Raw genomic sequence first — 24,131 nt, 5'->3', positions numbered from 1 at the left:
ATCACTTGCACCAGCAGGCGGGGCTGGAAGGAGAGGAAAGCAATATGAGCCAAAACAAGAGACCAGATTGCGAAACGGGACGTCGTCATGGCTCGACACCCGCGAGTGCCGATGTGTGGGAGGCATTGCGTGCCTCGGAAAGCCGCTATCGCAGACTCTTCGAGTCTGCCAAGGACGGTATTCTGATCCTCGACGCCGAGACCGGGATGATCACGGATGCCAATCCGTATCTATTGGAATTGCTGGGCTACTCGCGCGAAGATTTGGTCAAGAAGAAAGTCTGGGAGCTCGGTTTCCTATCGGATGTCGTCGCCAACGAGGCCAACTTTTCCGAGCTACAGGAGAAGGAATTCATCCGGTACGATGATCTGGCGCTGGAGGGTCGCGATGGAAAGCGGCATGAGGTGGAGTTCATCAGCAATACCTATCTGGAAAACGGCCAGAAGGTCATGCAGTGCAACATCCGAGACATTTCTGAACGAAAGAAGGCAGAAAGAGTGGAGCGGGAATCCGCACTGATGATCCAACGGATTATCAATGCAATACCCGCTCGTGTCTACTGGAAGGACAAGGATCTTGTCATCCTGGGCGGCAATGCGGCATTCGCCCATGATGCGGGTTTCGATGATCCCAAGGACATTATCGGAAAAGACGACTTCCAGATGGGATGGCGCAAGCAAGCGGAAATGTATCGCGCCGATGATAGAGCCGTCATCGAAAGTGGTTGCACCAAGCTGCTCGTCGAGGAAACCCAGACGAACCCGGACGGGGACCCCATTACACTGCTGACAAACAAAATGCCGATGCTCAATACAGACGGTGAAATCGTTGGGGTGATCGGAACGTATGTGGACATCACGGCCCTCAAGCAGTCCCAAAAATCCCGCGACCTGTTGGCGATTGCGGTGGAGCAGGCGGCAGAGGCGATCGTCATCACGGATCAGACGGGCAGCATCGTCTACGTGAATCCGGTGTTCGAGACAATTACCGGCTACACCCGTGAAGAAGCCATTGGCCGGAACCCGCGCATTCTCAAGAGCGGCAAGCACGACGAAGGATTTTACCGTCAGATGTGGACGGAACTGACCGCCGGGCGTGTGTTTCGATGCCGTATGATCAACAAACGAAAGGACGGCAGCCTCTACAAGGAAGAGTCCACGATCTCACCCGTGCAAAGCATGACGGGCAAGACCACCCATTATGTCGCCGTAAAACGCGACCTCTCTCACGAAATGGACCTCGAAGCACAACTCCACCAAGCCCAGAAGATGGAATCCGTGGGCCGGTTGGCGGGGGGCGTGGCGCATGACTTCAACAATTTTCTTATGGGCATCATAGGATACGTCGAGTTGTGCAAGGATAAAATTGAGCCGAGCCATGAGATCCGCAAGTGGCTCGACGAAATAACCTTGTGCTCCGAGAGGTCGGCTGAAATCACCCGGCAACTTCTGGCCTTTGCCCGGAAACAAACTATTGAGCCCAAGATCGTGAACCTCAATGATTCTGTGGAGGGCATGCTCAAACTGTTGCGGAGGCTCATCGGCGAGGACATCAATCTGGTCTGGCGGCCCGGCAAGGGCACCGGTTCGGTACTGATCGATCCGGCGCAGATTGACCAGATCCTTGCCAACCTGTGCGTCAATGCTCGTGACGCCATCCCCGGCGTCGGGGAGATCGTCATCGAAACCAAAAGCGCTCACATTGATGCAGACTATTGCGCAAGCCATCCGGATGCCATCCCCGGAGAGTATGTCTGCCTCTCGGTCAGCGATGATGGCTGCGGAATAAACGAGGAGGATCTGGAGCAGGTGTTCGAGCCGTTCTTCACGACGAAGGGGATCGGCAAGGGAACGGGTCTGGGATTGGCCACCGTTTATGGTATCGCCAAGCAGAACTTCGGATCCGTAGACGCCTCCAGCGAACCAAGCAAGGGCTCGACATTCAGGGTCTATTTGCAAGAGGTTGAGGCAGAGGTCGTGAAAACAACCGTTACCAGCAAGGCGGAAGCACCCAGAGGTCGGGGGGAAACCATCCTGTTGGTGGAGGACGAGAAAGCACTGCGCGTAACCTGTGGCCGTTTCTTGGAAACCCTCGGGTATCACGTCGTGGTAGCGGAGACACCGGGCGAAGCCTTGAAACTGACAGCCCAGCATTCGGGGGCCATTCATCTGTTGTTGACCGACGTGATCATGCCCGGAATGGATGGACGCCAATTGGCGAAAAGAATCACTGTGGCCAAGCCAGGCGTCGAGGTGCTGTTCATGTCCGGTTACACATCTGATGTGATAAGCAGAGGCGGTGTAATTGACGAGGGCATGCATTTCATGTCCAAGCCGTTCACACGCGATGACCTCGCTCACAAAGTGCGAGAGTTGCTCGATGCCTCATCCGTACAAACGATATAGCTGCCAACAAGCCGGATGCACGCGACGGCCATCAAACGGCTGCAGCAGACGCTGATCCTCAGCCCGATACATCACCCGGCAACTTGACAATTTCGTGAATAAATGGTACAATAGTATTAGATTTCAAGTAACTCCTCTCCTCTTTATATACCCTGCGCGAACATTAAGCATTTCTAAATTCGTCTTATCCACTAACTTAAAATAGATCGGAATGACAACAATGCGTTTATCATTAAGACAATCCGTATTTATACTGATCGTGACAGTTCTTGCAGCTGCTGTTTCGGGCACAACTTCAGCCGGTGAATCTTTTAACAAGTGGGCTTCCTCGATGAGCAACAGGCTGGACAGGCAATGGAATAATATAAGTCAGTCTGACGCTTTAACCCCCGTCAGCTTCAAGACAACTCACAGAGCCTTCGGAAGAAGTGCTTCACAGAATGGTTCGGCGAGGCGCTACCGCAGCGGCAGAGCAAACTGGGCGTTTGTTAATTCAAGTTTTACCCAGCGGGGAAAGGTAGGATTTTTAACTTCCACCGCGAAACGCCGGAGAGCCCCAAGCCGCGGTACAGCCAGTTTCGACCACCCGGCGCGAGGCCGCCACGGGATCACAAACGGCAGTTTCCATCACGGTACTTCACAAAACTACAGACGGAAACACGTTTCCAGCAGAGGCGGTATCAGCCGGCCGAGATTGAAGAATTTTACCAGAAGTGTAAATACAAGGGGATCAAGAACAAGAAGACGATAAAGAATGATTTAATAAGCGCTTCAGTCTGAGAATGCCGGTCACCTCGCCTGCCGGCATTCTTTTTCTTTTTTTTACACATTGCCGGTGTGCCTGTCTAATTACAATCAATTCCGACAATCTTCTTGAATCTAGTGAAAGATGTCTTGGATGTAACAGCAAAACGTTTGATTCCAGATAGAGGGTCTCCAGGATAGTTTCTTCCGCTCTTTAGAGTCAATATACCCTCAAACCCGGCTGCTGCCGCGAGCGAATCTGAAATGTCTGTTCCGAAACCGTAAGGCCAGGCCAGAAAATTCGACCCTGTTCCGAGGTTAAAATTCAGAGATACCTTCGACCGTCTAAGGTCATTGAATATTTTTTCCTTCCTGCTGTTATCTATTGTCTCTCCGGAAACGATAAAGACAGGATGGGGAATATCCCCTTCCCGCAGCTTAGAGTGCATATCATGCGTATGGGATTCAATATCGATAACTCCTGATTCCTCCATCTCACGCAGCTCTTTCCACGGGGAGATATTAAGACTATTCCAATTCCGCCCGACCTTGGAAGTAACAATAAAAAGAGTGCCCTTCATATCGTATTTCTTAAGCAGCGGATACGCGTATTTGTAAACGCTTCTATCGCCGTCGTCAAATGTTATGGCCACACAATTTCCCGTCATCTCTTCACGGCCGGTCATAAAAGATTTCAGCTCATCCATTGTAATGGTTTTATAACCGTTTTTATCGAGACATCTTAATTGCTTTTCAAAATCGTCTAATCTTACCGTCCATGCATCCTTTACCGTCAGGAGGGGCAAATTCAGAAGAACCGTGCCTAAGGCTCTTCCCCCCTGTTCAAATCTGTTTCTGTCATTTAAATAATGGTAGGCAAGTACAGGTATTCCGGCTTCCGAACGCGGCGCCCTGTTATCAAATCCTGAATCTCTGTCATTTGCGCATGAACTTAGAATACAAGAAGTAATAAGAAACACTATTATTACAATGCTCTTTTTTGAAACGTAATTTATCATAGCCAACCGTCAGAAGATAATTCTTAAAAAGACGCGGGTGAACGTTCTGCTGTATCCCGCTTCACCCGCCACGCGCGAATTGGAAGCAAAAAATTCGCCGCCTAATTCCAGGCTATCCCCCGCCCTCCATTCAACGCTGGACCTGAAGGAACCTACAGAAAAGAAATCCTCTCCCTTTTCCTTTTCACGGGATAATCTTCCCTCAATCCTGTAATATACAGATTCAGAAAAATCCCCGCCAATCCCAACCTGAACTCCAACGTTGTGGTATCCGGCGGGATTGTAATAACCGTTCGGTTTATATTCTCTGAATGAAAAGAATGTGTATCCCGGCTGGACTTCTACTATCACAGGAGAAGAGATTATCCTCCACTGGAAAGCGGCTTTAACTAAATTCCGCCTGTTTCCGTCAGAATACGATCTATGATCATAGGCTGTCAGCGCTTTGAATGATTGTGTTATCTTATAATCAATCCCGATGCCGCTGCCGCTAAATATAATCTCTCTCTGTACCGACAGAGGGGTCGCTATAACCGCTCTGCCGGCGGACAGATCCGCTCTGAATCTTCCCGTGGGATTCCACGTCAGCCATCCATCCCAGGTCAGGGCTGTAAAATCTTCGCTGCCGGTCGAATGAAACACCGGCAGAATATTCAGATGAAGAGCCCAGTCTTCATTAAACCGGCTATAGAGGCGGGCGGCGGCATCGATTCTCGTCACATGGGGCATTGCCTCCTGTCTCATAGAAAGCCTCGCCACACCAAGCCCTATCGTTGTTTCACCGTAAATATTATAAAGCCCGGCGGCTTCACCCCTGTGAATTTCCAGACCGTCCGAGTCATAAGAAGTACCGTAGCTGAATTTTAAGCGTGGCGCCCTGTCGTGTTCGATAGAACTGATGATTTCTTCCGCTTCAGAGTCGCCTTCAATTTTATAAAGCAATTCGAGGGCTTTGCTTCCGAGTCCAAGCCACTTCAGGGCCTGAGCCTTCCCCTTTAAAGCTTCCTTTGAGTCAGGATCTTCCTCGAGTATATCATTATACAAACACATTGCCTCGCGGTGCTTACCCTGCCAGTTAAGAACACGCGCCAGACCTAGAGCAGCTTCAGTATTACCGGGATGTTTTTCGATTATCTTTCTGTATAGATCCTCCGCTTCAGCATTTCTATCGAGCCATGATACGACTCTCGCCTCTCCAACTCTGGCATCTAAAACACCTGGATATTCACGGGTTATGCGGCGGTACCACTTAAGAGACTCTGAATTCTTATCCGCCCATGAAAGAGCCCTCGCCAGTCCGAGCATCCCTTCTATGTCTTCAGGGTGAGTCTCAAGATATCTCTGAAACCATATTATCGCACTGTCCGGTTTATCACTCCACGTGTACTGAAGACCGATTTCTTTTCCGAGTTCTCCTATTAGCGATGTATCCATCCTGCCGGCTTTAAAATACAACCGTAGAGCTTCCCCGTGCCTGTCATCCGCAGCTGCTTCTCTTGCCCGCCGAAGAACGTCTTCGCCCTGCTGTTCATTTCCCCGAAGATTGATCTGCGGAAGAATAATAAACAGAAAAATCGCGATAAACACCACTCTTATTATCTTAAAGCTCTTTGTCAACTCAATTCCTCCGGCAGAGGCGATCTCTTCGAGATTAAAATAGAAAACAAAATCATCTTACTTACTTCCTTATTGGTTTCCAGCGGGTCATTACGCCTGTTTCGGGTTTTTTAAGTAATCCGCGCAGAGAGAAAGACGCCGTTACCATCGCTAAAAATATCCAGTAGATAATCGGATAGAACACAGCGACTCCGTAATACCATCCGAGTCCCCTGTCATACTTACGATCCAGAATCACTCCTGTAAGCAACTGCATCATACAGACAGTAGAAATCATCATCCCCCACCAGTTCGGGACTGGAGACGCCCCAACTGGAGGAAAACCCATAGAGTAGGAATAAACCCACAAAATTGTAAGAATAACAAAATCATAAGCCCATACGATTGACATCAGAGATTCCAGCATCACCATCCACAACCTTCTGTTTTTCCAGTCAGCCATTCGTCTTCCGTATCTTCTGAGGACCTGGGCCTGGCCGAGAGCCCATCTCTTTCTTTGATTCCAAAGACCCTTAAATGACCCCGGCGCTCTCATCCATACAATAGATTTGGATTCATATCTTACATCGTAATGCTTCAACTGAAGCTTCCACGTCATATCAATATCCTCTGTTGCCATCTCGGGACTATACAATCCGACATCAAACAGCGCGCTTTTTCTGAAAGCTCCAACAACCCCGGACATCGTCATAATACGCCCCCATACCCTCTGAGCGCGTCTCTGAATGCTGATTATCGAAGAAAACTCTATCGCCTGAAGCTTCCCTGTAAATGACTTTCTGTTTACAACCCTTGGATTCCCCGTAACAGCCGCCACTCTGGGATACTTAAAATGAGGGATCATAAACTTGAGTATATCGGGATCCGGACTGGCGTCAGCATCTATTATCAACAGGAATTCACCCTTCGTACAGGGAATCGCGTCATTAAGCGCCATTGCTTTCCCCTGATTTGCTTTCTTTTTTATAAGGCGAACTCTTCCCTCTCTTACAAACCTCATCACTAAATCAACTGTACGGTCATTAGAGTCATCGTCGATAACAACTACCTCATAATTCGGGTAATTCAGGTTGCATGTATTCTCTAGGACTTGACCTATATTTCTTTCTTCATTAAATGCCGGTATAACAACCGTTACCATTGGATACTCATCAAGTTCATAGAATTTTCTGTGGTCTCCCTTTTCATTACGGAAGAAATAAACAAGAGCCGTAAATATCCACATTATGCTTGATAATATCGGATACCAGGCAAAATAGACAAGAGCTGTCAGATAAATGCCTGAATTTTCAATAATTTCCAATACAGAAATAATATCCATTATTTAAACCTGAAAGATTGTTTAATCTCTATCCCTTATCTTCAGTCTGTACCTGAAGAGGCTTGAATATCTTCTTGCCGGCGTCAACGGTAACCTCTATCAAAGGCGATTTCTTCAATACTTCAATATCCTCAATTTTAACTTCAGCTCCAACCTTATCGAACGCGTATGTATTCGGTGAAATATCGGGGGTGGTTCTCCTTCTGTTTCTTTTAGATATATTTATATTATGCCTGATCCATAGAGATGTAAAAGTTACGAGAAGAAATGTAAAAACAGCCATCGAGATAACGGCGATAGGGATACCCCTGCCAACCCCTCTCTTTATTACTACAAACCAGAAATACCCGAACACCGTCCAGCCCGCAATCCCTATAATCACATGAAGGATAAACCCGAGAACACCGCTTGTTTCTATACTATCTTTTCCTTCTCTTTTATCCGTTCTCTTTTCTTTATCCATTTTATACACCGTTACAGGCCTGTTAGTACCTATAAATCTACACTATTTAAGCTTTATGCAAGTTTCAAGCCTCGATAAAATATATACACGTCCCGCCCCCCATTATAAGAGAGAAAGTTGCCATAATACAACAATTAATAATGCAAAAAACATTACAAATCAAATATTCAGGAGAGATAATTAGATCTTTATATATTCTATAAGCTCATGTAAAACAAAGAGATACAATACTTATACTCAAATCGGGCATACAACATGGAACATTATTTGCGAAAAAGCGTGGCAACTAATATCCGTAAATTGATTAACCGTAAATTATACTATTACGGAAGGTTCAAATATGACTAGTAAAGCTAATACTTCTAAGAGAAGCGCGGGCCCTAAATCGAAGAATGAAACAATTATTATAACAAACGGTTATTTTTCGGGTTTGAAAATGAAACTGAAAGGCGAAAAAACCCTTATGGGTAAAAGCACTGACTGCGATATCTGCCTTGATCACAATCTTGTCTCTGAAGAACACGCCATAATATACAAATCAAAATCCGGCTGCTGGGTCGAAGATTTGAACAGTAAAAACGGCACCTTTATAAACGGCAGAGAGATCCACCGGAAAAAACTGAAAAACAAAGATAAAATATCAATAGGGGATTTCTCGCTTGAATTCAAATGCTGAATTACCGCTGACACATATCCTTCACTATGGCCTGAGATGGTTTATTTCAATTATAATATTCCATTTAGAAGTGAGAATATAAACCAGGCGCTGCGACTCGGGTAAATCAGAGCAATATTTTTGAAAAAAAGTACGGGTGAATTTGTGAATTTTCAGTTCTTCTCCGCTACCATCAAATGCTCCTGAAACCGAATATCCTGACTGCGGCACTTGAGGCCGAACTCCGGAATGATCTGCGCTATATCATATATAGTTTTTCGGTTACTCCTCTGGTGCTCACGGCCTTCGCTGTTAAGAATACTGTGAAGAATTTCGAACCCCTCCTCTGTAAGGTCAGCCACAACAAAAATCCCGCCCGGTGTCAAAACGCGTGAAATCTCGCCGGCTGTTTTCTTGAAATCTTTAAGGTGATGCAGGGTGTTTACCATAACAACAAGATCAAAGCTGTTATCGTCGAAACCCATCCTGGCCGCGTCTAATAGATGAAACTCTATAAACTCAGCGACAGATTCCGCCATAGCGTAAAGATAGGCCTTTTGTAAATTTTCTTCCGATAGGTCAACGGTCTTGACAGGGATCCCCCTCCTGGCAATTTCAACGGCGGTAAACCCCTGGCCCGTTCCAATATCGAGAATGCGCTTCCCGGAAAGATCCACAGAGTCAATAATAAATTTTACAGCTTCCGCCCGGTTGTGCCCTCTTTCTTTGTATATAGTGTTTCTGTTTCTTAACCCGGCGGCAGCACCTTCAATCTCTTGCGGGGTAACTTGACGCGGACTCCATAACATCGCTGATAACACTCACCTTACCAATAAAATTCTTATACCTTTTCAAGGGCCTGTTCGATATCGGCTATCAAGTCCTCAACATCCTCGATCCCTACGGATATTCTAACAAGGCCGTCGCCTATACCGGCTTCATTCCTCTCCTCAGCTGACATACAGGCATGTGTCATAGAAGCCGGATGCTGAATGAGGGATTCAACACCTCCAAGGCTGACAGCGAGGGTATTTAAATTTACGGAATTCATCATCGTTTTCCCCGCTTTCAATCCCCCCTTGAGAAAGAAACTGATAAGCGCCCCCGGACCGTTAGTCTGTTTCTTATGTGTTTCATATTGAGGGTGCGATTTAAGACCGGGGAAAACCACCTTTTCAACCTTGGGGTGAGTCTCAAGATATTCCGCTATCTTCTGAGCATTTTTGCAATGACGTTCCATTCGAACCGACAGCGTTTTTATTCCTCTTGCCACAAGAAAGGCGTTGAAAGGATCGATTGTTCCTCCAAATTCCGTAGCCATGGAACGGAAATGGTCATAATCCTCTTCTGTTTTTAAAACGACTATGCCCGCTACAACATCGGCGTGGCCATTTAGAAATTTTGTCATCGAATGAAGAACCAGATCCGCGCCGAGATCCAGGGGTTTCTGAAGCACGGGGCTCATGAATGTGTTGTCTACACAGAACTTCACATTATTATTATGGGCAATATCCGCAATAGCGGCAATATCCGAAACAACTATAGTAGGATTCGCGGGAGTTTCAACATATATAAGTTTTGTCTCGGGTCTAACGGCGGCCTTTACCGCTTCAGTATCCGAAGTATCCACAAAACTGACTTTAACTCCGAACCTGGGGAATACGGAACTCAGTATCTTACTTGTTGAGCCGTAAACCGCTTCACTGCTGATCACATGGTCTCCGGCGCTGAGCAAAGAAGCAAATACAAGATGAACCGCGGCCATACCGGTAGCGCAACCAACTCCCTTGTATCCGTTTTCAAGTATAGCCACCTCATTTTCAACAGATTCAATTGTCGGATTTCCCACACGGGTATAGATATACCCTTCTTCCTCGCCGCTGAAAAGTCTGGCCCCGTGGTCAGCATCCTTGAACGCGAATGTCGATGTCTGATATATCGGAGTTACAACACAACCCGTTTCATCGGGTATTAAACTTCCGTGAACACACTTGGTATTCTCTCCCAGTTTTCTTATATCCTTCATTTTGTGCCTTTCCCTTCATGAAAAACCAATTCAACAAGTTGTATTGGAACTTACTCCGGTATTATAACCAAAAACATAACAATATTCCAGTAATCGATCGGAGGAAAGGAGAAAACGATTATTCGAAACAGAATTATTTCATTTCCGTTATTAAGTTCAATCCTTTTCGCCAAGCTTCAATATAGGGGCGGAAACAGCGGTGAACGCTTTCGCTACCTCAGTATCGGCCTGTGAAGAGACGAAAGGTTTTCCCTCGTCACTGGCGTTAACCACAGACGGATCCATCGGGAGACTTCCGAGAAACGGAATTCCCATATCATCCGCCATCACCTTACCTCCGCCGGTTTTAAATATCTCCGTGCGTTCCCCGCACTTCGGACATACGAACCAGCTCATGTTTTCCACTACGCCAAGCACGGGCAAGTCAAGTTTGCGGCAGAAAGTAACGCATTTGCGCACATCGGATATCGCCACATTCTGCGGAGTCGTAACTATTACCGTCCCGTCCGCCTTTCCCAAAAGCTGAATAATACTCAAAGGTTCGTCTCCGGTTCCAGGCGGAGAATCCACAATAAGATAATCAAGCTCGCCCCATCTGACATCCGAAAGAAATTGCTGGATCATTTTATATTTCAAAGGGCCGCGCCATATTACCGCGTCATCACTCTGGCGAAGGAGAAAAGCTATTGACATAACGCTAAGATTATCATCGATCTTCAGCGGTTCAACAGATTCCTTGTTCCCCTTCAGCTGAGATCCCTCGACACCGAGAAGTGTGGGAACGCTCGGGCCGTGAATATCAACGTCCAGCAGACCTACTTTCTTACCCGCGGAAGCAAGTGACACAGCCAGATTAACCGCCACGGTACTTTTGCCCACACCGCCCTTACCCGAAAGAACAATCACCTTATGTTTGATAGTGCCCATTCTTTCTTTTATTTTTGTTTTTGCTTCTTCCCTGGCATCGTTCATTTTCCCTCCTGTCCGGCTTTAACAACAACATCGCTCAGCAGAACCTGTTATACTTTGTAAGCGGGGTTGATTTCCAAAGCAACTTCAGGCCTCTTCTATTCTCCGCGCGCACATCCCATTGTAACTATAATAGATAACGGAAAGTAAAGTAACCTTTTTCCTTCCGGGGCAATTCTCTATTCATGACACACGGATATACCCCATCCTCGTTCTCCTGTAAGAATGATAATCATCCACTCTGTAAAAATCTACTGTCTGTTTCTGCCTCTTCCGGGGCTTCCTGTTCCGCGCCCTCCTCCACTTTTCTTGCCGCAGTCTCCCCTTCCTCTTCCAGTACGCGGACCGTCTCCGTCAGGTCCTGTTCTGTCTCCTCCCGGCATATCTGCCTCCTTTATACTTAGCAGTTAACCTTTCTTGTTTTCTTTCTCCAATTCCTCGATGCGTTTGGTAATATTTTGCAGATTTTCCTTTAAATAATCCGCCTGTTCGCTCAGGTATTCCATTTCCTGCTCTTTCGTCGCGGCAGGCGCAGGGGGCGCGGCGTACGGCGCTCCATAGAAACTGTTATTCCATCTGAAGCCGCGGCCGCCATATCCATAACCTCGACCAAATCCACGTCCTCCACCGCGTCCGAATCCGCCTCCGCCGCGAAAACCGCCGCCGACCGAGCGATTCATAAATCCCGGCATATTGTAACCAGCGCAGTAACCAGCGCTTCTACCTGTCATTGGTCCGTATCCATCAGGTCCTCTTCTGTCTCCTCCAGGCATAACTGCCTCCTTTCCTTAGAGATCCTTTTCAATTCAGATCTCAATATAAAAAACTTATTTAGACACTTCCTTTATCCACTCGCGTTTAAGAATTGATCTTCCGCTAAAACACCTCCCTGCTTCTAAAACCATAAAATTCATTCGTTTGCTTCCTTCCTCATCTTTTCCTATCTGAAATTAATAAAATCCTTTCTATTATTGAATACCACATCTAATCCCTCTTCTTATTTCCATCTAACCTGTTTCCCCTATTACGATTACTTCCACCCGCCCATCGCTCTTGTAATCCGTTGAAGTTATAATTACCGCCATCTCGAAACCTGCCGTCCTTGGAATTTCTCCTTCCCCTCCTCCTTCTTCTTCCGAAACACCCCGGCATGAGAAACCCATCATCACCTATCCTGTTTCTTATAAGCGCCTGAATAACTTCTTCCTTATAACCGCTTATCCATCCGATAATCTCTATACCCGCTGAACTGACGAGCCCGGCTGTAAAATTGGATATGGCTCCGCAAACAAGAATATCAACATCAAGTTCCCTTAATCTTTCGATCTTTTTGCATACAAGCCCTTCATCAAATCGCGGTGAAAACGATCTGTTATAATTGCCTCTCTCCGCCTCGTGAAAGGGGGTAACGGGCAGCTCCCGCTCCGACCTTGACAGTTCATGGTTCTGTTCTACTTCAACTAGGATAATCCTTCCGGCTGACTCAAAAACCGGGGATATTCTATCATTCCATATTGTTATCGCTATTCTCGACATAATATCACTTATCCACTCGAAATTGCATTATATGTACCAGAAAAGCAGATTGCAGGAAAGCAATCTGTATCTTATTGCTATTAATTCTCTTATAAAGTTATTATACCTTCCGGGATGTGGTAAAATATTCGATAGTATTGCAATAATGCTATGCTATCTAAACGGGATTTACTGCATAATTGCAAATATAGCAGAATTACGGATTCTTTTTCGAACTGCGCCCGTCAACGCGGGGAAGGTCAATATTTAACTTCTTGATCTTTCTCCAAAGAGTTGTCTCGTGTATCCCCAGCTGCCTGGCGGTTTCCTTCCTGCTCCAGTTATTTCTTCTTAGAACATCCTTTATAAATGCCGATGTGAGCTCGTCGAGACTGCTTACTTTCGAAACTTCACTTTTCTGTTTTTCTTTTCTTAAAAAACTCGGAAGATGCTCTACGCCTATAACATCCCCGCGGCAGAGAACAAAGGCGTGTTCAATTATATTTTCAAGCTCACGCACATTGCCGGGGAAACCGTACCCCATAAGCACAGCCATAACATCCGCGGATACCCCTTTGATATTCTTGCTTTTAAGCGTGTTGAACATATTGACAAAATGCCTTACCAGAACAGGTACATCCTCTATCCTGGAAATAAGCGGAGGGATATCCAGCCTTACAACATCTATTCTGTAGTAAAGGTCCTGCCTGAATTCCCCGGCGTCGACAAGCCCTTTCAAGCTCTGATTAGTGGCGGCGATAATCCTCACGTCCGCTTTTTCTGTCTCAGTGCCGCCGAGAGGTTCATAAACACCCTCCTGGAGTACGCGTAGCAGCCGGGCCTGCATAGCCCTGGAAACATCACCGATCTCATCGAGGAATATCGTCCCTCCCCTTGCCATGGCAAACCTTCCGGGTTTATCTTTTCTCGCGTCAGTAAAAGCTCCGGCTTTATACCCAAATAATTCAGCTTCCAGCAGGGAATCCGGCAGAGCTCCGCAGTTTACTGTAACAAGCGGTTTATTATGCCTGGAGCTCAAATTGTGAAGCGCTCTCGCGAACAGTTCTTTGCCGGTCCCGCTTTCACCTTCTATAAGAACAGTACTGTCACTTTCGGCGATATCGGGAAGGACGTCAAAAAGCTCCCACATCTTATGATTTTTGCTGATAATATCTTCAAAACTGTAGCTCTTTTCGAGTTTTTTCCTAAGTTCGATCTCCGTTGAGATATCTCTGAACGTCTCAACGCCTCCTATAACATTACCTTCCCCGTCCTTTAAAAGAGCGGTAGAAACAGAAAGCTTCAAGGGTTTCCCGTCTGCTCTAAGTATGGTTATCGCTTCATTAACTATCGATTCCCCCGTCTTCATCGTCCTTCTCATCACACAATCCTTTTCACAAACGTTCGCCTTGAAGATCTCGGCGCAGAATTTCCCCTCGGCCTCTTCCTTTGAGACTCCGATAATCCTTTCCGCCGCTCTGTTGAGATATGTTATCCGCCAGTTAAGGTCGACTGTAAAGACGCCGTCAGCGATACTGCTTAATATTATCTCATTTTTTAAATCAAAACCTGAATTCACGTAAACTACCTGCCAATAAAATAAGAAACCGGCATTTTAAACCTCTTTACCAATAATAATGAAAATAATAGGAAGTTTCAAGAACAACATTGCAATAGTGCAATTGTAGTATATATTGAATACAATATATCTCAATACCCAATCGCGCATCCGTCTTTTCTCGATTCCGAGCCTCCTATCAGGATATCATTTCTGTGGTCCCACCATATACCCTGATAACCTCCAAACCCGCCACTCTCTTTTATTATCCTGTGCCCCTTTTCGATAAGTTCCCTTATAACCTCTCTGCCTATACCAGATTCAAGAGCCACTCTGCCGCCCGCCGACATCTTTCGGCCGGTTGGCTGAGAAGATCCGAGATGCCTGAATCTCGGAGCGTCCCCGGCCTCCTGAATCCCCATACCAAAGTCGATTATATTGCAGAGGATCTGAACGTGTCCCTGGGGCTGCATCGAACCTCCCATCACTCCGAAAGCAAATACAGGCATGCCCTTCCGGGTTACCATAGCCGGGATTATCGTATGAAAGGGTCTCTTCCCCGGCTCAAGCGAATTTGGGTGCTCCGGATCAAGATTAAATAGAGCCCCCCTGTCCTGCAGGCAGAAACCAAGTCCGTCCGGCACGGGACCGGAACCAAAACCCGCGTAGTTGCTCTGTATCAGAGAAACAAAATTCCTTTCACTGTCAGAGACAGCAAGATAGGTAGTTTCGCCGTTTTCGAGTATAATATCCCCCGGATTTATAGCTTTGAGGGCTTTCTCCGGATTCAAAAGCTTCCTTCTTCCGCGGGCATATTCCTTTGATATCAATTTATCAACCGGGATATCTGAAAATTCCGGATCTGCGTAGTAACTTGCCCTGTCTTCAAAAGCTATCTTCTTTGCCTCGATAAGGTGATGAAGATATTCAGAGCTGTTATGCCCCATGGCCTCAAGATCAAAAGCCTCTATGATATTCAATATCTGAAGAGCCGCTATTCCCTGTCCATTCGGAGGCAATTCCCACAGGTTGTAACCCCTGTAACCGGTACTGACTGGCTCTACCCATGTTGAGGTGTGATTTTCAAAATCCTTCAGGCGAAGATACCCGCCGATACGCCTTTCGAATTTATCTATTGTCTCCGCGATTTCACCCCTGTAGAAAGCATCTCTTCCCCTTTCCGCGAGCAAGGAATACGTATGGGCAAGATCCGGGTTCTTAAAGACCTCTCCCTTGAGAGGCGCCCGCCCCCCGGGAAGATATGTCTTCGCGAAGTTCGGCTGATCTTTAAGTCTTTCTCCCCCTATCTTCCAGTAGTGAGCTATTATTTCTGTCACGGGAAAACCCTTTTCGGCATACCGAATAGCGGGAGCGAGAATTTCCTTCATATCAAGTTTCCCAAAACGCCCGTGAAGCTCAAACCATCCGTCAACACACCCCGGAACTGTCTGAGGCAGCACGCCGGTATAGGGAATCTCTGAATATCCCTTTTTCTTAACTTCCTCGATATTTAAAAGACGGGGAGCTCTGCCGCTGGCATTAAGACCGTAGAGCTTCTGCGTTTCCGCGTCCCATACAATGGCGAAAAGATCTCCTCCAACCCCGCTGGAAACAGGTTCCATCAGACCGAGGGCGGCATTTACTGCAATAGCGGCGTCAACGGCGCTTCCGCCCTTTTTAAGAATGTCTATTCCGATCTGAGCGGCAAGCGGCTGTGCCGCGCAGACCATTCCCTCTGAGGCCAGAACCTCTGAGCGGGAGGCGTACATCTCCCCAGCGGGCCTGTCATAAGCACGCGGCCATCCGGAAAATAGAATTAAAGATATTATTGCGGCAAACAGCGCCGAAGCAGATCGGCGCCGTACAATTCCTCCTAAAGCAGACACTTTAAACCTCCCGGCCAAAAAAAACACTTTAACCATAAGCTCTCAATAAAGGAATTTGGGCAGAACAAAATAAAACCGATAGAAACAGATCTAAAAAGTGCTAACCCACCTCACCATTCCTTTTTACTATAAATATACTAACATATTGATCTTCTTTACATGAACTTATTATAATCAGCCGCGGGCGGCTAAAAAACTCCGTTCAAAGGTAGATCCCTCCGTGGAAGAATAAGAAGAACCTGCTTGCATCTTTTTTCGGCTTAAAATATTATATGGGTATAATAACCTATACATGATCCTTAATTCAAAAAACAAAGGAGGCGGGCAGATGAAAAGTGTTATACTGCTGCTTCTCATTCCTCTGCTGTTGATGTTTCCCGCGCGGGCGAATACTCAATATCTGATACCGCACGGGACACTTAACTGCGGAGGGACAGTAAGAAGCGGAACAAATATTATTTATGACACCGCGGGGCAGGCCGCAGCCGACAGGCTCAGCGGAAGCTCCCACAACGTCAAGCTGGGCTTCTGGTATGTAGCGGACCTTGAATCCGCCGTTGACGTGGCTATAGTATCTTTTAAGGGGGAATACACAAATGACACCGTACTTCTCAACTGGACGGTAAAATCCGGCGCGCCGTTTGACGGATATGATATATACCGCGCTGAGGGGGATGGCGCGAATTTTACGCGCATCAACGAAAGCATAATCGAAGCCGAGCCGACGGTTGAATACAGCGATCAGTCCGCAATTCCGGGGAGAAGCTACAGATATTACATAAGCGCGGTTAAAGAAAAGAGTGAAGTAGTACGCTCTACGACATTTGAACTGACACTTCCGCCAAAACCGGTCACACTCTATCAGAACTTTCCGAATCCATTCAACCCGTCGACTACGATCAAGTTTTTTATTCCGGACAAGAGACGCGTCACACTTGACATCTTCGATGTCAGGGGAAGAAAAATAAATACTCTAATTGACGAAATTAAACCGGCAGACAGATACAGGACAGAATGGAATGGCAGGAATTCCCGCGGAAAACCTGTCAGCTCCGGCGTCTATTATTACAGGCTGGCAGCCGGCAAAAAGGTTATCACCAAAAAACTTGTTCTTATGAGATAGAGGGAATTCAGTGTTTATTAACAAAACAGGAAACAAAAAATGGAGGAGACTCAAGATGAAGAAACTGGCGTTTTTTATTATTATTTCGGCGATCGTTATAGCAACCGCCGCGACGGCCCAGATACCAAAGACTATCAATTATCAGGGAGTACTTACTGACAACGGAGGGACAGTAGTAGCTGACGGAGACTATGATCTCACATTTAATCTCTACACGGTAGCTACCGGCGGTTCGTCTATCTGGAACTGCACAGAAACAGTAACAGTTACAAAGGGGATATTCAGCGCGGTGCTTGGCGAAAGCTGCGTGCTTGCTCCCTCTTTCGATACTCAGTACTATCTCGGAATCAGCGTCGAAGGGGGAACTGAACTTACTCCAAGAACAGCGCTTACCGCATCAGCTTACAGCTTAAACGCTATGGCTGTAACCGGTACCGATAATGTGTTTCCCGCGACTGGAAACGTGGGCATCGGGACAGCGAGCCCGGGAAGCAAACTTGAAATCCACTACGACAATTTGTCGAGTAATAACGCCGCTATTGAAATAGACAACAATACAACGGGCGGACAGAATGTTCTCTCCTTTGCCTTTAACGGCACACAACAGGCCGGCCTCAGGAAAGCGGACGGCGGGGATTTATTTGTTTCATCTCTTAACGCTCTTTCTTTTGTGACATACAATTCAAACAGAATGAGGATCTTGTCCGGAGGAAATGTCGGCATAGGAACTATTTATCCACATGAACTGCTGGATGTCGCGGGCGGAATAAAACTAGGAAGTTCTACAGGCACAAACGCGGGAACCATGCGCTGGACCGGTTCAGATTTCGAAGGATATGACGGAGGTTCATGGCAGTCGCTAACATCGGGCGGCGCTTCCCTGCCCTCCGGCACATCCGGGCAGACTCTTCGGCACAACGGAAGCAGCTGGACGGCCAGCAGCGCGATTTATAACGACGGCACAAATATAGGTATAGATGACGCAACCCCCGAGACAAAACTTGATATCAGCGGAGGAGAGTGGGACCTCGACAACACAGAGGGCGACTTTAAGATAGGAGATGAAAACTACCGTCTTAAATTCGGAGTAGCCACGGAAGGCGGAGGAGCCGGCTCAGCCGGAATCCGGGTTCAGGGAGGGTTGAACAACCTTATTCTGGGCGCGGGCTCAAGGGAAGTGCTTCATGTGGACAGCACCGGTACGGTAGGCGTAGGAAGCTCCCTGTATACAGGTAATCTTAAGCTCTATCAATCAGGCTTCAACGATCCCTTGGCAGTGATCTCCCCTCACTACAGTAGTGGCGGACAAGTTTCTTTATATGATGAAGCTGGCAATTCAACAATATCAATGATGCCTGACGTACATGGAGTAGGTGGATATTTTTATGTAAGAAGGTCTACCGGATCAACCGGATTCAGTGTGGATGGAAATTATTCCGGCACCGAGAATCCACGAGTCGGAATTATGGGGGCCAGCAGGAGCGCTTACTTTAATATGGATTCTCCCGGTAACAGCTCAGTCTCCCTTCCGGCAAATTCGATCTCAAATTCAGAGATTCTCGATGAACCCGGAGCGGCCAGTTACATAGATGGTCTTTCATCAACGGAAATTGGCGCCGAAGCTACTGTTATTGGCAGCAGGAGCATCACCGTACCCGCTTCAGGTTATGTGCTCGTTATGTCATCCGCGCAACTGACAGTGTACCACACAAACGGAACTTACAGCCGGGCTGATTTTGGTGTTTCAGACAATAACTCTTCATTGCCGTCAAATCAGGATATAATGGCTGGACTTCCATCCGACGCGGCTACGGGGTATTATAACATGCCAATTACTGGGCACGGGCTTTTTGAAGTTGCTTCCGCGGGCACCTATACCTATTATTTCCTGGGTGACCTTCTTGATACCGGGGCGGACATTGAAGCCTATGATACGCAGTTAACCCTGATCTATATCCCGACATCCTACGGCACAGTTTCACCGACTCTCGCGGGTGGAGGCGACATCCCAGAGGACAACTCAAGCGGCAATCCCGGCATGACCGAAGCCGATATCACCGCTGAGAGGACAGAATCAATAGCCGCGAACGAAGCCAGGGTAGAAAAAGAACTCGCCGAGATAAGAGAAAGAATGGAAAAGCTGGAAAGAGAGATGGGAAATAATAAATAACAGGCAGGTATAATCACATAGGCATAATGTCTAATTAGGCAAAAGGGGGAGTTTTTTACAACAAGCTCCCCCTTTTCTTAATTTGTTACATATCCGCTTGATAATATCTGAACAGCTTAGACCTCTTAAATCCTTTCAACTCATTATACGCGGGCGCCGGGGCAGGGATCTATCGGATTACCTGCTGAGGGGAAGGAAACTCAACACTTTTACTACCGCGTTGAGTGCCGGCGCCTCCGGCAGTCTATACTATTATGAATAACCCATAAACCCCCAGACTCCATAACAGTCATATACAGTAACAATCGGGGACTTTACAGATCAATTTATCTCCATTCGATCCAGCATGTACAATCTTTTTGAAGATATCATCTCCCAGGTTTCCGCGAGATCTTCCCTTATATATTTATAAATTATATGGTTTACCGCGGCCGCGAGGTCGAACTGTCCGCTTATAATACTCTCAAAAAGGGTTTTTCTTATCGGATAGTGCACGAGTGTAACCTTTTCTTCCGGCTCTATCCCCGCCAGTTCCCTGGCGACTTCAACTGCTCTGGTGAGTCCGCCAAGTTCGTCCACGAGACCGTTCTTCTTTCCCTGGCGCCCTGTCCATACTCTGCCGTGAGCAAGTTTCTGGGCCTCATTAAAAGTCATCCCTCTATGCTCCGCGACATCCTTGAGCCATCTGTTGAACCCCTCGAGGTGATTATCCGTAAAAATCTTCCACTGTTTATCCGTAAAATCCTTGTAGGGTGAGAACATCAGAGCGTTTGGCCCCTTTTTGACAAAATCGTGCGTGATCCCCACCTTTTCGTTTAATCCGTTGATATTCATCTTGCCGCTTATAGAACCGATCGATCCTGTCACAGTCATGGGGTCGGCGACAATCTTACTGGCCCTGTAAGCTATATAATACCCTCCGCTCGCCGCGACATCCACCATCGAGACCACAACGGGTTTCTTTTCTTTCGTTACATCAACTTCGTGGCTCATAAGATCGCTTCCGAGAGATTCTCCCCCCGGACTGTTTACGCGGAATACAATTGCCGCGACACCATCGTCTTCCCGGGCCTTTTCCAACTCCTCGGCAATAGATTCATGTCCCATCATTATTCCGAGCATCGGGTCCACTTTGTTTTTTCTTCCCCCTATAGTTCCCTGCGCGTGTATGACCGCGATCTTTTTCTTACCCCTGAGGCCGACAATTCTCGGGCTTATCCGGGCGTATTCCTCCTGAGAAACGACTCTGAGTTCGTCATCCGTTCCCTTTAGCATCTCTTCAATTTCATCCCAGTACATCACGCTGTCTATAAGAGAAACCTGTTTCGCGTCTTGAGCAGACAGAGTGGCCATCTCCATTATTTCAATAATTTCATCCTCGCCGATACCGCGGTCTTCCCGGAGGGCCTGAACGTACATATCCCAGAACTCATCAAGCATCCACTCTTTATTATCACGCGCCGGCTTTGACATCTTTTTGTCCATGATCATCTCAGCGGCACTCTTGTAATCTTTTATCTTATGCAGCTGCGGGTTGATCTCCAATTTATCGAGAGTACCGCGGAAATGCTCTGTGGTAACTGAAAACCCGAAGAAAGTGATATATGCCGTCGGAGGCATAAAGACAGAATCACACGCGCTCGCTAAAAAGCAGGTCTTGCGGTCAATCGAATCTGAAAACCCGTAGACCTTCTTTCCCTTTTTCTGAACCATCTTTATTGCTTCTCTTATCTCCTGGATCATCGCCCTTCCGGCATTGTTCGTGCCGGACATTTTCATTATAACCCCTTTGATCCTCTCATCGACCGAGGCCTTCTCAAGATTACCGAGGATTCTCTGCAGGGTTTCAGTCCTGTCTCCTATAATTTCAGACATAATACCCACCGGAGGTCTGTATTCCTGAATATCTCCATAAATATCTATTACAAGATAAGATCCGTCCTTTACTGTTTCCTTTTTCCCCGAAACGGAAATAGCAGTCAGCCCGACAATAAAAATAATGACGATAACCACTACTATAGCCAGAAGTGAAGCGAAGAAAGACTTGAAAAACGATTTCATCTCAGACCTCCATTTTTCCTTTTACTTCCCGTTAAAGATAAAAACAGCATTTAGAATCAGCCGGAATTAAATTCGAGCATTTCAAATCCCCCGTGAAATTCGCCCGCCCCGCATAATAAAATATTAAAACTTTTCATCATATTTCGTCCACAGCTTATCCCCAAGCTTCCAGTAGGCTTCTGTTATTTCCTCACAGAAATCATAACTGTACTCTGAAAGATACTCTACGGCTTTATCAGGATCTTCTTCGAAAAGTTTCAACGCCCTGTCCTCTACACGTTTCTGATCCGCCAGGGCCTGCTTGTGAATTGAATCTCTCACAGCGGCTACATCATGACGCATATCCCCCCATCTGTGAGCGGCTATTGTTCCAACCCGGTTGAAAGCCCACCATGCACTTTCTCGTGTATACGCGGGCTTTCCGCCCTCTCCCCCTATCTTATAGGAATCGGGAAGATCTCTCGCGCAGCAGTATATGGGAGCATAACAGGTCATCGCCGGATTATCCCATCCGAACCAGGCGACTCCTCCAATAGGATCGGGAAGCCAGCCGCGTGACTGAGAGATAAAAACGTAAAGACAGTAAAACCGTGCTATTGTGCGCTCTCCCATTTCGTGCAGAGAACCGTTTATCTTCCACAGAGGCATCTGGTCATAATTCATAAAGGGGTTAGCGTAAGGACTTTTCACACTCCTGCCGTCTTCATCTGTCACTGTCATAAACTTGGTCATATCATAGTCGGTACCCTCATAATAATCGCCGAATATCGCATACATATCCTCAAGCGATATCTTTTCCTCAGGTTTAACGGAAAATGGAAAATTCTCTCCGTTAGGATCCAGGTTGAGTGACGGAGCCACAATATCAAAGACTCTCCATTCGCGTCTTCTAGCCCACATCGACCGGCGGTCCGCGTAGGCATAGCAGAACTGAAAAGGTTCCCCGCTTTCCTTATCCCACAATCCCATCTCCCGGGCTACTTCGCGGACATTATCGGAAGCCATAAAATAATCTTTATTATCCAGGTCGAGCTCGCGGATTCGGCTCGCGTTGGCATTTACACTGACATGATCATCCGGAACCCGCTGAGCGGCCCAGACAGCTCCGACCCTGCCCTCTCCGGGGCCTACAACCTCAAAATGCCAGACCTCTTTCGTGTCCGCTATAGTAAGACATTCCCCGCCGTCGTTGTATCCGTATTTCTCAAGAAGTTTACCAGCCAGTTTTATAGCTTCACGGGCCGTCCTGCACCGCTCCGCCATTATGCGCGTCAGCTCATAGCAATTTATTATCCCCTTCTCACTCTTCATCTCTTCTCTGCCGCCGAAGGTGGATTCGCCAATGGCGAGCTGATGCTCATTAATAATCGAATAGATTGCCCAGAGGTGCCCGTATGTTTTTGTCTTATAGGGAATTGCTCCATTATACACTAATCCGGTTGTGTCCCCCGGTCCGGCCATATAATCCGTTTTCATGTATATGGTATCAAGTTCGTTTTTGCCGTGCTTCTCGGCCGGAATGGGCTCGAGCCACGTTCTCCCGTCATGCCCGTCACAGGTATGAGAGGTCATAACGGATCCGTCCGACGAAGCGAGACGGCCTACGGTAACAGTCGTACAGCCGTCAGGTATACCGGCGGCTGATATATTTTCAGCGGATAATATCACAGCCGACAGAGAAATCGCCGCGGCATAGAGAACGAATTTACGAATCGATTTAAAAATACCGGTTGACATTTGATCTCCTTTCAGTAAAAAACAGGTCTTAAATCCTTAACTTAAAGGGACATTGATCAGATTCATTATTTTAAAACAATATAACGGAATGTCCCTCATATTTGTTTTTTCATGTCCGGACAGGTTAACAGATTTAGCTCAGGCTCTCAATAATAAAAATTTTTTTCTGGCTGACTCGGAGTATCTGTATTCGGTAATTGATATTACGAAAAAATTCCACAAAAAGATTTTACCCAGAATACCGCCCAGGCGGAAACAAATCAGAATCAACACAAAGTAGTCAGGGCGCCGGAGCGCCTTCCTTTACTTTTCCCTCTAACTGTAATAACATAATTCTGTCAGCCCGAATTCAAACCGCGGCTACTCGAACGGTGATTTTTCAGCCCGAGCGACGGGAGACTGTAAGAGATGTTAAAAATCAACAGAAGAGTTGCTGTCCCTGAAAGCGAAACAGCATTCAGGTTTTCAACAAGCAGCAAACCGGGCGGTCAGAATGTGGACAGAGTGAACACGAAAGTCACACTCCTTTTTGACGTTGCCGCTTCACGGGCTCTTTCCGAAAGACAAAAAAACCGGATCATAAAGAAGCTTAAGGGCAGAATCAACAAGGAGGGTATTCTCCGAGTCTCATCACAGAAGCACAGGTCGCAAAGTGAGAATCGCAAGGCGGCCGTGGAACACTTTGTTTCTCTCCTTCAAAACGCTCTCAAGCGGTCTGCCCGGCGAAAAAAGACTCGTAAGCCCAGATCGGCAAAAGAGCGAAGACTGGAAACCAAAAAGCGCCGCGCGAGACTCAAAAAGCTTCGATCCGGAGTAGACCCCTCCAGAGAAAAATAAACAAATTACAGGACATTCCTCGAAA

Annotated in this window: 20 protein-coding genes; 6 read left to right on the top strand and 14 right to left on the bottom strand. The window is 46.9% G+C overall.

The window, feature by feature from the left end; translation table 11 throughout:
* Window positions 1-5: 5 nt before the first annotated feature.
* Both U5O15_09070 and U5O15_09065 read left to right on the top strand, forming a co-directional pair.
* Window positions 6-2,405, top strand: coding sequence for a PAS domain S-box protein (locus U5O15_09070; protein ID MDZ7860793.1), 2,400 nt, complete (start codon window positions 6-8; stop codon window positions 2,403-2,405).
* Between the two features lie 220 nt (window positions 2,406-2,625).
* Entirely contained in the window at window positions 2,626-3,156 is a 531-nt protein-coding gene (locus U5O15_09065) for a hypothetical protein (protein ID MDZ7860792.1), read from the top strand.
* 94 nt (window positions 3,157-3,250) lie between these two features.
* Here the strand turns inward: U5O15_09065 and U5O15_09060 are convergent, their stop codons facing one another.
* The 4 genes from U5O15_09060 to U5O15_09045 all read right to left on the bottom strand — a co-directional run bounded on the left by U5O15_09060 (window position 3,251) and on the right by U5O15_09045 (window position 7,569).
* Complete coding sequence (locus tag U5O15_09060; protein ID MDZ7860791.1) at window positions 3,251-4,168, bottom strand: polysaccharide deacetylase family protein; 918 nt, start codon at window positions 4,166-4,168, stop codon at window positions 3,251-3,253.
* Between the two features lie 9 nt (window positions 4,169-4,177).
* Window positions 4,178-5,785 (bottom strand): tetratricopeptide repeat protein, encoded by a 1,608-nt coding sequence (locus U5O15_09055; protein ID MDZ7860790.1) that lies wholly within the window; start codon window positions 5,783-5,785, stop codon window positions 4,178-4,180.
* Window positions 5,786-5,846: 61 nt separating this feature from the next.
* A complete protein-coding gene (locus tag U5O15_09050; protein MDZ7860789.1) occupies window positions 5,847-7,106 on the bottom strand; it encodes a glycosyltransferase in 1,260 nt (419 codons plus the stop codon).
* 28 nt (window positions 7,107-7,134) lie between these two features.
* Window positions 7,135-7,569: a hypothetical protein gene (locus U5O15_09045; protein ID MDZ7860788.1), complete on the bottom strand. Its 435-nt coding sequence runs from the start codon at window positions 7,567-7,569 to the stop codon at window positions 7,135-7,137.
* 340 nt (window positions 7,570-7,909) lie between these two features.
* Between U5O15_09045 and U5O15_09040 the strand changes: the two genes are divergently transcribed.
* Complete coding sequence (locus U5O15_09040) at window positions 7,910-8,245, top strand: FHA domain-containing protein (GenBank protein ID MDZ7860787.1); 336 nt, start codon at window positions 7,910-7,912, stop codon at window positions 8,243-8,245.
* Window positions 8,246-8,397: 152 nt separating this feature from the next.
* On the opposite strand, the gene U5O15_09035 is transcribed toward U5O15_09040, so the two are convergent.
* From U5O15_09035 to ggt, 8 genes are all read right to left on the bottom strand, one after another.
* Window positions 8,398-9,045: a class I SAM-dependent methyltransferase gene (locus tag U5O15_09035; protein ID MDZ7860786.1), complete on the bottom strand. Its 648-nt coding sequence runs from the start codon at window positions 9,043-9,045 to the stop codon at window positions 8,398-8,400.
* Window positions 9,046-9,065: 20 nt separating this feature from the next.
* The gene (locus U5O15_09030; GenBank protein MDZ7860785.1) at window positions 9,066-10,250 is read right to left on the bottom strand and encodes an aminotransferase class I/II-fold pyridoxal phosphate-dependent enzyme; all 1,185 of its coding nucleotides are present in this window, start codon (window positions 10,248-10,250) and stop codon (window positions 9,066-9,068) included.
* 156 nt (window positions 10,251-10,406) lie between these two features.
* Window positions 10,407-11,222, bottom strand: coding sequence for an Mrp/NBP35 family ATP-binding protein (locus U5O15_09025; GenBank protein ID MDZ7860784.1), 816 nt, complete (start codon window positions 11,220-11,222; stop codon window positions 10,407-10,409).
* A 248-nt stretch (window positions 11,223-11,470) separates the two neighbouring features.
* A complete protein-coding gene (locus tag U5O15_09020; protein MDZ7860783.1) occupies window positions 11,471-11,602 on the bottom strand; it encodes a DUF5320 family protein in 132 nt (43 codons plus the stop codon).
* Window positions 11,603-11,626: 24 nt separating this feature from the next.
* Entirely contained in the window at window positions 11,627-11,992 is a 366-nt protein-coding gene (locus tag U5O15_09015) for a DUF5320 domain-containing protein (protein MDZ7860782.1), read from the bottom strand.
* Between the two features lie 211 nt (window positions 11,993-12,203).
* Window positions 12,204-12,755 (bottom strand): NifB/NifX family molybdenum-iron cluster-binding protein, encoded by a 552-nt coding sequence (locus U5O15_09010; protein MDZ7860781.1) that lies wholly within the window; start codon window positions 12,753-12,755, stop codon window positions 12,204-12,206.
* 196 nt (window positions 12,756-12,951) lie between these two features.
* Window positions 12,952-14,313 carry a sigma 54-interacting transcriptional regulator gene (locus tag U5O15_09005; protein ID MDZ7860780.1) on the bottom strand — a complete coding sequence of 454 codons (1,362 nt, stop codon included), beginning with the start codon at window positions 14,311-14,313 and terminating at the stop codon, window positions 12,952-12,954.
* A 131-nt stretch (window positions 14,314-14,444) separates the two neighbouring features.
* Window positions 14,445-16,178: a gamma-glutamyltransferase gene (gene ggt, locus U5O15_09000; GenBank protein MDZ7860779.1), complete on the bottom strand. Its 1,734-nt coding sequence runs from the start codon at window positions 16,176-16,178 to the stop codon at window positions 14,445-14,447.
* A 328-nt stretch (window positions 16,179-16,506) separates the two neighbouring features.
* Here ggt and U5O15_08995 point away from each other — a divergent pair, with 328 nt between their 5' ends.
* Window positions 16,507-17,301: a T9SS type A sorting domain-containing protein gene (locus U5O15_08995; protein MDZ7860778.1), complete on the top strand. Its 795-nt coding sequence runs from the start codon at window positions 16,507-16,509 to the stop codon at window positions 17,299-17,301.
* 55 nt (window positions 17,302-17,356) lie between these two features.
* The gene (locus U5O15_08990) at window positions 17,357-19,471 is read left to right on the top strand and encodes a hypothetical protein (protein MDZ7860777.1); all 2,115 of its coding nucleotides are present in this window, start codon (window positions 17,357-17,359) and stop codon (window positions 19,469-19,471) included.
* Between the two features lie 321 nt (window positions 19,472-19,792).
* Here the strand turns inward: U5O15_08990 and sppA are convergent, their stop codons facing one another.
* Both sppA and U5O15_08980 read right to left on the bottom strand, forming a co-directional pair.
* Window positions 19,793-21,532, bottom strand: coding sequence for a signal peptide peptidase SppA (gene sppA / locus U5O15_08985; GenBank protein MDZ7860776.1), 1,740 nt, complete (start codon window positions 21,530-21,532; stop codon window positions 19,793-19,795).
* 123 nt (window positions 21,533-21,655) lie between these two features.
* Window positions 21,656-23,269, bottom strand: coding sequence for a C69 family dipeptidase (locus U5O15_08980; GenBank protein ID MDZ7860775.1), 1,614 nt, complete (start codon window positions 23,267-23,269; stop codon window positions 21,656-21,658).
* A gap of 408 nt (window positions 23,270-23,677) precedes the next feature.
* Here U5O15_08980 and arfB point away from each other — a divergent pair, with 408 nt between their 5' ends.
* Complete coding sequence (arfB, locus tag U5O15_08975) at window positions 23,678-24,106, top strand: alternative ribosome rescue aminoacyl-tRNA hydrolase ArfB (protein MDZ7860774.1); 429 nt, start codon at window positions 23,678-23,680, stop codon at window positions 24,104-24,106.
* Window positions 24,107-24,131 lie beyond the last annotated feature (25 nt).

The organism is Candidatus Krumholzibacteriota bacterium, assembly GCA_034520215.1.
Classification (GTDB): domain Bacteria; phylum Krumholzibacteriota; class Krumholzibacteriia; order Krumholzibacteriales; family WJIX01; genus JAGHBT01.
The sequence above is the reverse complement of the archived record's forward strand: the minus strand, read 5'-3'. Positions and strand labels throughout refer to the sequence as shown.